The organism is Bacteroidota bacterium (genome assembly GCA_019637975.1).
In the GTDB taxonomy this organism is placed as follows: Bacteria; Bacteroidota; Ignavibacteria; order UBA10030; family UBA6906; genus CAADGV01.
Genome location: JAHBUR010000007.1, coordinates 121,474 through 134,398, shown reverse-complemented (window position 1 = coordinate 134,398; position 12,925 = coordinate 121,474). Strand labels below are relative to the sequence as shown.

At 50.0% G+C, this 12,925-nt stretch carries 15 protein-coding genes and 5 tRNA genes; 2 read left to right on the top strand and 18 right to left on the bottom strand.

Going from position 1 to position 12,925, the window contains the following annotated elements; genetic code table 11:
* Positions 1-116 precede the first annotated feature (116 nt).
* The 10 genes from rplA to KF749_05440 all read right to left on the bottom strand — a co-directional run bounded on the left by rplA (position 117) and on the right by KF749_05440 (position 2,956).
* Positions 117-812, bottom strand: a complete 696-nt coding sequence (gene rplA, locus KF749_05485; GenBank protein ID MBX2990604.1) for a 50S ribosomal protein L1 — start codon at positions 810-812, stop codon at positions 117-119.
* Positions 813-909: 97 nt separating this feature from the next.
* Complete coding sequence (rplK, locus tag KF749_05480) at positions 910-1,332, bottom strand: 50S ribosomal protein L11 (GenBank protein MBX2990603.1); 423 nt, start codon at positions 1,330-1,332, stop codon at positions 910-912.
* A gap of 30 nt (positions 1,333-1,362) precedes the next feature.
* A complete protein-coding gene (gene nusG, locus KF749_05475; protein ID MBX2990602.1) occupies positions 1,363-1,896 on the bottom strand; it encodes a transcription termination/antitermination factor NusG in 534 nt (177 codons plus the stop codon).
* A gap of 10 nt (positions 1,897-1,906) precedes the next feature.
* Positions 1,907-2,092, bottom strand: a complete 186-nt coding sequence (secE, locus tag KF749_05470) for a preprotein translocase subunit SecE (protein MBX2990601.1) — start codon at positions 2,090-2,092, stop codon at positions 1,907-1,909.
* A gap of 190 nt (positions 2,093-2,282) precedes the next feature.
* A tRNA-Trp gene (locus KF749_05465) sits at positions 2,283-2,356 on the bottom strand.
* Positions 2,357-2,381: 25 nt separating this feature from the next.
* Entirely contained in the window at positions 2,382-2,531 is a 150-nt protein-coding gene (gene rpmG, locus KF749_05460; protein ID MBX2990600.1) for a 50S ribosomal protein L33, read from the bottom strand.
* A 32-nt stretch (positions 2,532-2,563) separates the two neighbouring features.
* Positions 2,564-2,636, bottom strand: a tRNA-Thr gene (locus KF749_05455).
* A 30-nt stretch (positions 2,637-2,666) separates the two neighbouring features.
* Positions 2,667-2,739, bottom strand: a tRNA-Gly gene (locus KF749_05450).
* Between the two features lie 6 nt (positions 2,740-2,745).
* Positions 2,746-2,828 (bottom strand) — tRNA-Tyr (locus KF749_05445).
* A gap of 55 nt (positions 2,829-2,883) precedes the next feature.
* Positions 2,884-2,956: transfer RNA gene (locus KF749_05440), tRNA-Thr, on the bottom strand.
* A gap of 324 nt (positions 2,957-3,280) precedes the next feature.
* Between KF749_05440 and KF749_05435 the strand changes: the two genes are divergently transcribed.
* Positions 3,281-4,165, top strand: a complete 885-nt coding sequence (locus tag KF749_05435; GenBank protein ID MBX2990599.1) for an SCO family protein — start codon at positions 3,281-3,283, stop codon at positions 4,163-4,165.
* A gap of 54 nt (positions 4,166-4,219) precedes the next feature.
* Here KF749_05435 and KF749_05430 read toward each other — a convergent pair whose 3' ends face one another.
* The 8 genes from KF749_05430 to KF749_05395 all read right to left on the bottom strand — a co-directional run bounded on the left by KF749_05430 (position 4,220) and on the right by KF749_05395 (position 12,581).
* The gene (locus KF749_05430; protein ID MBX2990598.1) at positions 4,220-6,037 is read right to left on the bottom strand and encodes an alpha-glucosidase C-terminal domain-containing protein; all 1,818 of its coding nucleotides are present in this window, start codon (positions 6,035-6,037) and stop codon (positions 4,220-4,222) included.
* A gap of 34 nt (positions 6,038-6,071) precedes the next feature.
* Positions 6,072-7,274, bottom strand: coding sequence for a DUF1624 domain-containing protein (locus KF749_05425; protein ID MBX2990597.1), 1,203 nt, complete (start codon positions 7,272-7,274; stop codon positions 6,072-6,074).
* Positions 7,275-7,330: 56 nt separating this feature from the next.
* The gene (locus tag KF749_05420; GenBank protein MBX2990596.1) at positions 7,331-8,473 is read right to left on the bottom strand and encodes a DUF1624 domain-containing protein; all 1,143 of its coding nucleotides are present in this window, start codon (positions 8,471-8,473) and stop codon (positions 7,331-7,333) included.
* A gap of 64 nt (positions 8,474-8,537) precedes the next feature.
* On the bottom strand, positions 8,538-8,912 hold the full coding sequence (locus KF749_05415) for a response regulator (GenBank protein MBX2990595.1): 375 nt from the start codon (positions 8,910-8,912) through the stop codon (positions 8,538-8,540).
* A 59-nt stretch (positions 8,913-8,971) separates the two neighbouring features.
* Positions 8,972-10,339 (bottom strand): hydroxysqualene dehydroxylase HpnE, encoded by a 1,368-nt coding sequence (gene hpnE / locus KF749_05410; protein ID MBX2990594.1) that lies wholly within the window; start codon positions 10,337-10,339, stop codon positions 8,972-8,974.
* Complete coding sequence (hpnD, locus tag KF749_05405) at positions 10,314-11,201, bottom strand: presqualene diphosphate synthase HpnD (protein ID MBX2990593.1); 888 nt, start codon at positions 11,199-11,201, stop codon at positions 10,314-10,316. Before hpnD ends, hpnE begins: the two co-directional genes overlap by 26 nt.
* 2 nt (positions 11,202-11,203) lie before the next feature.
* On the bottom strand, positions 11,204-12,013 hold the full coding sequence (gene hpnC / locus KF749_05400; protein ID MBX2990592.1) for a squalene synthase HpnC: 810 nt from the start codon (positions 12,011-12,013) through the stop codon (positions 11,204-11,206).
* A gap of 64 nt (positions 12,014-12,077) precedes the next feature.
* Positions 12,078-12,581 (bottom strand): nuclear transport factor 2 family protein, encoded by a 504-nt coding sequence (locus tag KF749_05395; protein ID MBX2990591.1) that lies wholly within the window; start codon positions 12,579-12,581, stop codon positions 12,078-12,080.
* Between KF749_05395 and KF749_05390 the strand changes: the two genes are divergently transcribed.
* Entirely contained in the window at positions 12,580-12,921 is a 342-nt protein-coding gene (locus KF749_05390; GenBank protein MBX2990590.1) for a hypothetical protein, read from the top strand. The two genes, KF749_05395 and KF749_05390, sit on opposite strands and share 2 nt — an antisense overlap.
* The last annotated feature ends 4 nt before the right edge of the window (positions 12,922-12,925 follow it).

Below are 12,925 nucleotides of genomic sequence, written 5' to 3'. Positions count from 1 at the left end.
GATGTTTGTTCAGAGAGAAGCCCATGTCAGATACCCGTGCATGGCAATGAACAGAACTGTTCCCTTCGGCAAATTCACCGCTTCAGGGCGTTTGCTATGAGTGCGTAAATTCTGTGTTAGTGTCCGACAATCTGATTGCGATCAATCTTGACGCCAGGCCCCATTGTACTGGAAAGCGCAATGGATTTGACGTACGTGCCTTTTGCAGTTGCCGGCTTCAGTCGAACGATAGTGCTCAGAAATGCGTGAAGATTGTCGGCCAGTTGCTTCGGTTCAAAATTTGCTTTCCCGATGGAAGCGTGCACTACTCCCGCCTTGTCAACTCGGAATTCAATTTTACCGGCCTTCACTTCTTTCACAGCCTTCGCAACATCCATTGTCACGGTGCCGCTCTTTGGGTTGGGCATAAGGCCGCGGGGTCCGAGTACTTTGCCTAACTTTCCAACCTCTCCCATAACATCGGGAGTTGCAATAATAACGTCGATATCCGCCCATCCTCCCTGAATTTGCTGGAGGTAGTCGGTAAGTCCGGCATGATCTGCGCCCGCCGCTTTCGCTTCCGCGTCCTTTGGCGCTTTCGCAAGAACCAGCACACGGACTTCACGTCCGATACCGTGTGGCAGCGCTACTGTTCCGCGAATCGCCTGATCGGCCTTCTTCGGGTCAACACCAAGCCTGACTGCGACGTCTACCGACTCAACGAATTTTGCCGTTGCGCTTTCCTTGACTTTGGTAATCGCTTCGTCAATGGTGTACGTTTGTGCTGCATCAATCTTCGAGGAAGCAGCCTTGAATCGCTTGCTCTGTTTCATTCTGATGTTTCTCCTTGTGGTTCAAGCGTCACCTGTGAACGGGACTCCCACTTTAGTGTTGTGATAATGCGTTTTCGGAATTCCTTCCCCGCCTCTCTTATCCTTCGACAACCAATCCCATGCTTCGGGCAGTTCCCGCAACCATACTCATGGCGGCTTCTACGCTAGCGGCGTTCAAATCCGGCATTTTCATTTCGGCTATTTCACGAACCTGTTGCTTAGTTACTTTGCCGACCTTGTTGCGATTTGGTTCCGCCGATCCCTTCTCGATTTTTGCGGCCTTTACCAACAACACCGCGGCCGGCGGAGTTTTCGTGATGAAGGTAAAGGATTTGTCTGAGAAGACGGTAATGACGACAGGAATAATGAGTCCTGCCTGCGCCTGTGTCCGCGCATTGAACTGCTTGCAGAACTCCATGATGTTCACGCCCTTTTGACCAAGAGCAGGACCAACCGGCGGCGCCGGATTTGCCTGGCCTGCCGGAATCTGTAACTTGACGTAACCTGCAATTTTTTTCATGTCATGATCTTTCTAACTGATCGTTGAGAATTACTTTTCTGCTTCCACCTGGCTGAAGTCAAGTTCCACGGGTGTTTTTCTTCCGAAGATGGAAACCATGACTTTCAGCTTCATCTTTTCCTCATTCACTTCCTGGACAAAGCCGGTAAAGTTGTTGAACGGCCCATCGGTTACCTTTACTGCGTCACCGGCTTTGAACGGCACCTCCATCACTTCAACATCCTTCTTCGCTTCAATCTTTCCTATGAGCCGTTTGACTTCCGCGGGTTGCAGCGGCGCGGGTGCATTCTTCGGTCCGACAAAGCTGATCACGGAAGGCGTATTCAGAATGATATGCGTGACCTGCGTGTCGAGTACCGCCTCAACGAGAATATAGCCGGGGAAGAATGTACGGGTCTTGCTCTTCTTCTTGCCATCTTTCACCTCGAACACTTTTTCCGACGGAACAATAACCGAACCGACGCGTTCCACCAAACCCGCCTGGGAGATTTCATTCTCGATATAGGCCTTGACTTTGTTTTCGTGACCCGAATACGTTCGGACCACGTACCATTTTTTTTCCAACTATCTCACCTTATGATAGGATGGCCTTCAGGACGAAGCTCACGCCCTGGTCGATAACATACACGAATGCCGCAACGATCAAGCACACTACGAGGACAATAACTGTCGAATCACGCAACTCTTCTTTCTTCGGCCACGTGACTTTTTTCATCTCCTTGACAACGTCTTCGAAGAAGGCAATAATTTTTTCTTTCATACCTGTGTCTTCATCAAATGGCAATACTTGTGAGTTCGCAACGAGTGATGATGGAGGAAGGACTGGACGCCCGACCATTCTCAGCAATTGAACTCTTGTCTGTCAGACGCTTACCGCATGCAGGAATCCGAAACCCGCCTGCTCCTTGAAACTCTCTCTCCGTGAATACAGCACACCTCATCATACCTTGCACGTCAGGAGGGACTCGAACCCCCAACCTGCGGTTTTGGAGACCGCTGCTCTAGCCAATTGAGCTACTGACGTATGCACAACTCTCCAGCAAACGCAACTACTTGGTCTCTTTGTGCGGAGTGTGCTTCGCACAGAAACGGCAGAATTTCTTATACTCAACGCGACCTGACTGCTTCTTCTTGTTCTTCGTTGTTGTATAGTTCCGGCGCTTACACTCTGAACATTCAAGCGTGATAATATCTCTCACAACATACTCCAAAGTTTTGTTTAGGTTCCTCGAGCTTGCGACCGGGATTGAACCGGTGACCTCTTCCTTACCAAGGAAGTGCTCTACCAACTGAGCTACGCAAGCACAGTTTCAGCGATTACTTCACACAGGCTGAGCGGGAGACGGGACTCGAACCCGCGACCAACAGCTTGGAAGGCTGTGACTCTACCAACTGAGTTACTCCCGCGTGTTGTGGGCAGGGAAGGATTCGAACCTCCGAAGGCCGAGGCCGTCAGATTTACAGTCTGATGCGTTTGACCGCTTCGCTACCTGCCCGTCCTTCTTCCCCATCTTATTTCCCTACACGCGCTACAACTTTTTCCTCGTCTTGAGCTGGCGACCAGAGTCGAACTGGTGACCTGCTGATTACAAGTCAGCTGCTCTACCAACTGAGCTACGCCAGCATGGCTTCAGAGCTGGTTACTTTGCGGAAACCGGAAACGCCTTTCTGCAAACCTCGCCAGTTTGCAGGGCTAAAATGGTTATAGCTCGCCAATTTTGGGGTAAGAACTGAGCAAATAAATATAACAAAAAGCGATAAACAGTCAATTATGAAACCTCTTTTTAGCATAATATTTGTAAATGAAATTTTGTTCATGCTGTGAATTGGAACTATCCCCAATTGTCACACGCAATCTACACTTCTATCCAAAGTTTGTCTATCTTCATTCTTGAGAAAAGGTTTCTCAGATCAACTCTTCATCCATTGACATAACTCGTTTAGAGCCATGAAGATACCATTCACTCGCACGGGGCTGATTATCATCTCCGGCACATTCCTTCTCATTTCCTGCTCGCGAAAGGAACATAAGCAAACCGACCTGGTAACCTTCCCTTTGAAAGGTGAGATCGTCGAAATCGATACGGCAAAAAGCAGGCTTATGGTCGCTCATGAGGAGATTCCCGACTACATGATGGCTATGACTATGCCGTTCAAAATCAAGAATTCCGACCTGTTTCATGAACTTGAAGTCGGCGATACAATCACTGCAACCCTTGCCGTTTCGCGAACCGAAAGCTGGCTTGAGACTATTACAGTTGTCGGAAAAGGCGAACCACCCGATCCTAAACTGATTGAAGGCGCAATCCTGGCCCGGATACTCAAGACGGGGGATCGGCTGCCCGATTACGCTTTGATGAATCAGGACGGTAGGACTGTGAAGTTCAGTGACTTTGGAGGAAAGGCCGTTGCGGTCACGTTCATTTATTCACGTTGCCCCTTGCCCGATTTCTGCATTCTCATGAGTAACCAGTTTGTGAAACTGCAGAAACTCCTGGCGCGAGATCAATCCCTCAACGGCAAATGGCATCTTATCACCATCTCCTTCGACCCGAAATTCGATTCTCCGAAAGTGATGAAGAGCTACGGAAAATCATACAATGCAGATTTTGCCACGTGGGATTTTCTGACCGACCCGGATACAACAGGCAGGAACATTATGAAGCTTGCAGACGGACTCGGCCTTTCGTATGAGAACGACGAGGGCGGATTGATTGCCCACAATCTCCGAACCGTCGTAATCGGCAAAAACGGTGAGCTTGCCGCGAATTTCACAGGTAACGAATGGACGATTGAGGAGGTAGCAACCGCAATGAAGAAGGCAATGAAATGATTGATAATGGCGGAGCGTTATCGGCAGACATTCCGCCTGCTGATTGTTGGATTGCTATTCGACTACAAAGACTCTGTATCCGTGGGGACTCAAATGCAGGGGCAATTCTGCCGCTTGCTTTGGTGAGAACCGATGTATCTCTCCGCTGAATAGTTCTTTCATCGCTACCGTGGTTGATAATCCGAAGAGTTCCTCTGCTGGAATCTTCAGTCGCACAGATGTGCTTGCCGAAGAAAAGTTCAACACAACAATCACCTTGTCCTTTCCCGAAACCCGGGCAAAAGCATACACCGCATTCTCCCCGGAGGTAGTCAGCCGAACCGTGTTTCCGCGTGACAGGGCAGTGTTGTGCTTTCTGAGACGAAACAGCGTGCGGTAGATGTCGCCAACTTCACGTGGTCTGCTCCAATCAATATCGACCTTTTCGAACAAGTCCAACTTCCTGTCGTTGGCCACTTCTTCGCCGTTGTAGATGAGCGGCACACCCTGGATAGTATTCACAAAAACGGTGGCAAGTTTCAACCCCTCCCGACCAAACAAGGTTACTGCCGGAGCATCCCACGCATTCTTGTCGTGATTCGTAGTGAAGCGCAAACGTAATGACCCGACGGGGAATTGTAGCGACTCGTTTCTGAATAACTCATCTACAACAGCAACCGGGCGTTTGCCGGAAAGAAGCGGCTGCAAAACATCATACGTATTCCACGCGTACGTAATATCGAACGCCTTCATGTGATGTTCGGGAATTGTTCCTTCACTCAGCATCATCACGGACTTGATTGAGTTCAGTTCTTTTCTTGCATCCTCCCAGAAATCCGTCGGCACAAGCTCGGCTACATCACAACGGAATCCGTCAATGCCCACATCCTTCACCCACCACTTCATCATCCCGATCATGTACGTGCGCAGCTCAGGTTGTGAATAATCGAGGTCTGCAACATCCGTCCAATCATCGTTGGGTGGGATGATATTCCCTTCGCCATCCCGTGTATACCACTCGGGGTGTTGGGTAATGAGAGGATTGTCCCATGCCGTATGATTCGCAACGAGATCGATAATCAGTTTCATTCCGTGACGATGAACTGTTGCCAGCAGTTTCTTGAAATCCTCCATCGATCCGAATTCAGGATTGATGCCGTAATAGTCACGAATGGCATACGGAGAGCCGAGAGTTCCTTTTCGATTTTTGACGCCGACGGGATGAATCGGCATCAGCCACAACACTGTGGCGCCCAGCTCTTTCAACTCAGGAATCCGTTTTTCAAGCCCGGCAAAGTCGCCTTCTTTCGAAAACGACCTGAGATACACCGAATAGATGCATGCATCTTTCACCCAGTCAGCGCTTTTCACAGCGGGCTTTCCGAAGTAGGGGCTTTTCAGTAATTCATCCAGATTCTTCGTTTCGATGAGCGTAATCGGTTTGTAGATTCCGCCGCCACCCGCGTAATCCTTGACAAGAACAACAACAAGATTTTCGCCGACACGAAGGGCCTTGCTCACATCAAGCGCAAAAGGATCGCTGTAGCCGGTGTGGTCGCCGACTTCCATCCCGTTGACCCACACAACTGCATCATCGTCCACGCCGGCAAAGTGCAGACTCACCGGCTCGTCGAGCTGCTGTACAACAACTGTCCTCGCAAACCAACCCCAGCCGTCGTATGTTGCAAGACCCGGGTAATCCTCCCAGAACCGCGGAGTTTCAACCGTCTGCCAGCCCGACCGGTCGATGGTTTGCTTGTACCACCCGGCATCAACCCCCGCTTTCATGCTATCAACTTTGAAAAGCCACTCGCCATCAAGCGATATTCGCTGCGACATTCCTGATGAAGCCATAACAAAGAGGAAGATAATTAAACACACAATTGATTTCATGACACGCTCTTTCTGTGATTACGCAATGAGGATATCATCCTTTCGGGCCGAAGAAAAACACGATCACCATTCCGGCGGCAACGGCCCATTGAATTCGTTGTTTTACATGTATCTTTTTTTTCCTGATTGAACTCCACCAGAGAGCCGCGAGAATCATTATGCCAATCAGTATGGTTGTGGTGAACAAGGCTTCTGTATACCCGAAGGTATGATTGACGATTTTTGAGAAACCATAAGGACCAAAGTCGCCGTAGATCAGGAAAAGATGCAGCGTGTACACAATCAACGATTCGCGACCAACAAGCGTAATGATTGATTTTTGGGAAACAGCGACAATCTTCTCATAAAAATACAATCCCGCACAAAGGATCATCACAATCCCCAATCTCAGAAAGAAAAAACTCGGGCTCGAAAGTCCATAGTTGTATGAAGGATAGATTGTTGCGGCAAGCGGCTCGATGAGGATTGAAACTGCAATCATCACCGGGGCAATCCACAGCACCTGCTTCATCAATGCGTTCTCGTTGTATTTCGATTCGGGATTTACTGATACGTCTTTCGCCCTCAGAGAGAAGAAACCGAAGGCCGCACCGGCAAAGAGAAATGCCATCCACGGGAACAACGGAAATCCGGGGAACTGCGGAAAGTGAATGCCGTTCATGTATCCGGCAAGAGGAAGCGGGAGAATCTCCCGAAAATCAATACCCCAAATGAATGGAGTGACAAACGGGATGAGCACTGCCAACCCCGTTACTGCAACATACAAACGTTTCTCGGTTCGGAGAAGGAACAACAAGAGCTGAATCAATAACAGGCTCACACCGATACACTGCAACACATCCGCCTGAAAGAAAATCTGCCATGAGAGCTCGGTTGTTTCGGCAATGATTTGTCTGAAGTTGAATTTCGGGATATGCAACAGGTATCCGATCATCACAACAAACAAGAGACGACGGATTTGCTTGTACAAACCCGGACCAAATGAAAGATAGTCGCCCAACTTCCGGCGCGACGTTACAGCGTAGGCGAGTCCCGAAGCAAAGAGAAACGAAGGAGCAACAAGGCCGTTGGCAAACTTGACCCATCGGAAGAAATCGCTTTCGACAATCTCATTTGCCAACGTCGCATTCATGACGTGGGTTTCGATCATGACGAGTACTGCCCAGCCACGCAGCAGGTCGATGTATTCCACCCGGCGCGATTTGAGGGAAGATGCTTGAGATGAATATTCAGGCATGAGGGTGAGAGATTACGTAACAAGACCCGGCAACAGAGGTGAGATACCGGGCAACACTACCACGGGCGCGAAACAAAAATGTAGAGCAGCGAACTCCCAAGCCCGACTTGAATGATGCGTGTTGGAATGAAATGCCGTGAGCGGAGATAGTTCCACCCGAACACCACCGCAATCATCAGTCCGAGAACGAAGACTCCCGTTGCGACAGCGTAATGCGCTTGTAACGTTTGTCCGATCAGCTGGGAGAGCCCCTTATTCATCGACGAACCGTACACAACAACGAGGTGAAGGGCGTACACCATAAGCGATGCCTGCCCAAGGCGTACAAGGCTTCGCTCGAGCGGTTCCGGCAACCTGCGGATGTAATAGAACACAAGGGTTACCAACATCACGATACCAATCCGGATGACGAACAGATTTGGACTGGTTTTCCAGAAGTCGTGGTCGGGGTATAATGAAATCGGGGTACGGTCGAAGACAAACGCCAGCACGATCGCGCAGATTGCAAGAGCTGAAATGCGCTTGACAAAAACTGTTTCCTGTTCTGCCCGTCGTGCTTCAAGAAAGTAGTATCCCACCACAACACCGGAGAATAGATACGCTGCATACGGAAACACCGGAAACATTGAAAGCTGGGTCTGATTGAAATACGGCGACAGCGCAGGCGACACGATGGGCGCGAAATCAATGCTCCACACGAGCGGAGACGCTAACGCTATTCCTGCAGTCAGACCAGTTATCGTGTGGACAAAAGTGCTTAGCGAAGGAGTCAACAACAAGACAACATGCAGAGCGAGCAAGCTGGCAGCAACACAATGCAGAATGTCCACCTGAAACAGTTGTGCCAACTCCGGCGATGTTGCATTCGTCAGAATTTTGCTGAGTGAGAAAAACGGGAAATGAAGAGCGTATCCGATTACAAAAAGCAATGCCACCCGCGACAATCGCTTCAGAACCGGTTTGCCGAACGTACGATAGTCCTCCCACCGTTTCGCTGTAGCAACTATGAATGCGTAGCCGGCAACAAACAGGAACATCGGAGCGGTAAACCCGCGGAACATGTCGTACCAGCGAAACGCAACTGTTGCACGCGCCTCCGGCGACAATACGGAATCGATGCTGTGCCCCATCACCATCACAACGACGGCGAAGCCCCGCATGATGTCTAAAAAATGAATCCTATTTAATTGTTTGTCCATAAATGAAAAATCCCGTCAACATCACGGGCTTTGGGTTACAGTATCTGCACGAACAACACGTTTCTTACTCTCCGATCTTTTCCTTGATGATCTGTTCCAGCTCGTCGAGATCCACGGGTTTGGTGATGTATGCCGCACCGCCGATTTCCTTGCCGAATTTCCTTGCGTAGTAGTCATCAATGCCGGTGAGGAAAACAAACGGCAACGATTTGAAATCCGCCTGCTTGCGCACTTCCTGGAACAATTCAAAACCGTTTGTTCCGGGCATGACCAGGTCGGAGACGACAATGCTTGGATTCAATGACTTGATCACCGTCATCGCTTGCTCTGCCCCTTCCGCTGCTTCGACTTTGAAACCGCGCTCGGTCAGGCCTGCTTTGGTGGCCACCAGCATTCCCGGTTCGTCATCAACAAGAAGTACGAGCTTGTCTTTCAACATTGCATCATGTGTCATGTGTGGGAATAAATTAAATCGATTCTCGAACGAAATGCAATGAATCAGAGATGAAACTCTTTTAACTGAGACACTTCTGCTGCAAACGCAGCACAGCGCTCACCGCTCAAAATTGCCCCTTCTATCGTCGCAGGCAAGCCTGTGTTCGTCCAATCGCCTGCGAGAAAGAGATTGGCGATTCCTGTCTGATGGTTGGGACGAAGCTTCTCGCTTTCGGGAGTGCAGGAGAATGTCGCTCGCTTCTCTCTGATAACAACTCCGTGTGAAGGCGCGAGAGGGACTGAAGGATAGACAGATTGCAGATCTTCTACTGCAATCCGCACCAACTCGTCACTCGACATGCCGGTGAATTCATCGCCCGCGCTGATCACACACGATACATGCCCGCCCTCGCCTTTCTCTTCGTTGATCGTTCTCTTGTTGAACACCCACTGCACACGTCTCCCGATCAACCCGAGCATATCATAAGGCATGAAGTCAATCGCAAACCAAAGATGAATCGAGACGATAGGTGTATTGGGCACGGAGGCAAACGATGTGAGATTTGTCGGTTGAAGTTGAGGAGGCATCAGATCAGGCAATCTATAATGCGGAACGGAGAGAATCACGGCAGAGCATTCTACATCAGCCCCGCTTCGCGTCTTGACATGACTGATGCGACTATCACACGCTTCAAGTTGCAGCACGTCGGCGATGACACGAATCTCTCCACCCCGTTCACGAATGAACCTGACGGCATCGTCAACATATAATTCGCTTAGCCCGACTTGCGGGATGGCAATGGCCGAGTTCTTCCGTTCGGCAAGAAATGCATGACGCAACGAATCAATGAAGACACGCGCAGAGGCTTTGGCAATGTGTTCGTTCATGATAGAAATTGCAAGCGGTTCCCAGAATGAGCGTTTCGTCTCATCCGTCTGACCGGTGTCATCAAGCCACTCCTCGATCGTCATTGTGTCGAGAGAAAAATCATTGTCAGATGTTCGAAGAGAGATGCCGGCGCGTAACAGTTTCAGCCTATCCCGCCATGAAAAAAGATCCGTCGAGAGAATGCCTGCCAACAAATGAAATGGTGACGGAAGATCAGGAATACGGAATGAACAGAATCCCCTGCGGGGATGATGAAAATGAAGAAGGGGTTGATTCTGAATAGTGAGAAGATGTTTCGTTCCGATGCGTTCCAGAAATCTCATCGTTCTCTCATACCCCGCAATCAACACATGCTGGCCGTTGTCAATCACATCGCCGGTTGTTTCATCAACAAACGAATACGCCCGACCGCCCAACTTGGGCTTCTGTTCGAGTACAACAACGGGAATGTTCCTTGACGAAAGTTCAACAGCGGCAGCAAGTCCGCTTAACCCGCCGCCGACAATGACGACAGGCTTAGAATCCAATGATGGAGAGTGCATGACGCGGAGCGCGAGGCTCGTGCGCGTATTGAAGTTGATGGCTCAGCCAATAGCGGAACGCGATGAGCAGTTTGAGGGGTTTGGAAATGGAGATTCGCCGCTCGAACACATTATAGTTCGAGCGCTCGATTCTGCGAAGCGTATGTGCGTAAATCGACCACATGATGCGGGCGGCAAAGAAGTAATGCTTGTCCTCGTCTTTCAACGCGTTGCGGGCGAGATCGAAATACTCGCGGGCGCGGTTGCATTCGAACCGCATCAGGTTGGCAAAGTTCTGTGTGTAGCGGGCGTTCAAAATGTCGTCTTCCGTAACGCCGAAGAGCTTCATATCTTCGATCGGGATATAGATGCGTCCGCGCTTCGCATCGTCCTTCACATCACGCAGGATGTTGGTGAGTTGCAGCGCAATACCAAGATTGATCGCGTAGTCGCGAGTCGATTCGTTTCTATACCCGAAAATTTGCCTGCACATCAACCCGACAGACGATGCCACGAGATAGCAATACTCTTTCAGTTCGTTGAAGTCATTGTAGCGGTTCTTCGACAAATCCATCTCAACGCCGCGAATCAGTTCGTAGAAATGATCAACCGGAATGTTAAACCGCCGCGCTGTTGAGGCAAGCTGATTCAACAACGGTACGCTTGACTCGCCGTGCAACGTCCGGGCAAGTTCCATGCGCCATTTCCGCAACATCACAACCTTCTTCGTCTCGTCGGAGCCTTCATCAACGATGTCATCTGTGTAGCGGCAGAATGCGTACACGGCATGAATTGCCTCACGCTTGTGTGGCGGCAAAACGGAGAACGAGTAGTAGAAACTCGTGTTACTCTGTTTTGTTATGTCTTCGGCAATTGCACTCATACCTATCGCTGAAACAATGATCTCATCACAATTGAAAACTTATCCGTCGAGGTAATCGTCGGACGACGAACAAACACATTGTACTCTTGACGCTCTATCTTCCGGAGAATCATTACGCCGCCGTGCCACGTGAGGGCCAATTCAAACCGCAAACGACGAGTGGCTTCACTCAACAGCGGGCGTCCCTCATTAAACAGCGCTTGCGTTCGTTCAACTTCAAACTTCAACAGCCCGATGAAACGCTCATCCCGTTGCCGGGCCAGAAGATCCGTTTCAGTATAGCCAAAACGACGAATATCTTCAAGCGGGATATAGATGCGTCCCTTGCTCGCATCAACGCCGATATCCTGCCAAAAGTTCGCAAGCTGCAACGCCGTACATATCGAGTCAGACAGCATCATGTTTCGCTCGGAGGCATCATCGAACAAATGAAGCACAATCCTCCCAACGGGATTTGCCGAATGCCTGCAGTAAAACATGAGATCGTCGAACGTCGCATACCGGTTCGTCGTCACGTCCATTTTGAAGGCCGTCAGCAAATCTGACAACAATTGTTTCGGAATCTTCTTTTCACGCACGACTTCGGCCAACGCAATGAAGATGGGGTCTTCGGCATTCCCATCATAACATTCATCCAATTGTCGCTGCCAGCCCTCAAGTTTCTCCAACCGCTGCTCCGGAGGAATCGAGCCTTCGTCGGCAAAATCATCGGCTGTTCTTGCGAAGGCATACACTGCTGCAACGTAGGGCCTGAGGTGTTTGGGGAGAAAGAAAGATGCAACGGGGAAATTCTCGTAGTGCGTGCGGGCGATCTCTTCACAATGTTTGAACGCCCGTTCAATGGACGGAGAAGAATGCGTGCGGGAATTCATCAGATCAGTTGTACCGGAAGTTGTTGTCACTTCCCTCTTCCTCGGCTACCATCATTGGAGAGCCGTGATGGTGAATCATCTTCCAACCGTCATCAACCCGTTCGAAGATGTTTGTCGCCATGATCGAACCTGTGCGGATTGAGTTCGGAGTTGTGTAGGAGATTTCTTCAATCAACGTCACGATGCCTAATGTTCCCCGTATCTCCGCCGAAATATTGCGAAGAGAAATTTTCATATTGGCGTTCGCCCGGAAAATCCTCTCCCAGCTTTCCCTGATTGCAGGCCAGCCTTCGAGCAGATGCCAGCCGGGATGGATGCACTTCACGCTTCCGGCATGACTCCACACATCATCCAATGCAGAAAGGTCGGCGCTTTCGAATGCCTCGTAGAAACGGGCGTTCTGAAGAAGCAACGTGTCTTTGTGTGTCAGAGTAGCGGCCTTCATGATGTTGTTGACGGAAAAAATATATTTATTGAGTCTGCCAATAGCAATGAACAGGGCGAGCATGAGTGTCATTCATACAATAGATGTCGCACACCCGCCGCGTCATCCCGATGTTGTTGAACGGGAGCTGAGTGCAGCGCTTTCGATGGTGAGAAACTCGAAGGCGCTTTGCATTCTCAAGATCATTCACGGTCATGGCAGCAGTGGCAAGGGTGGCTCGACGAGAGAGGTGGTTCGGAATTGGGCATTCCGTCAGCGTTCACGGGTGAGGGAAGTCATCAACGGCGAGGACTACGAAATGTACAACGCTGATGTTCAGGAAATGCGGGGAGAAGTGGGACAATACCCGGATATCGATCTGAACTGCAGCAACCCCGGCATTACGGTTCTTTGGGTGAAGTGAAGCG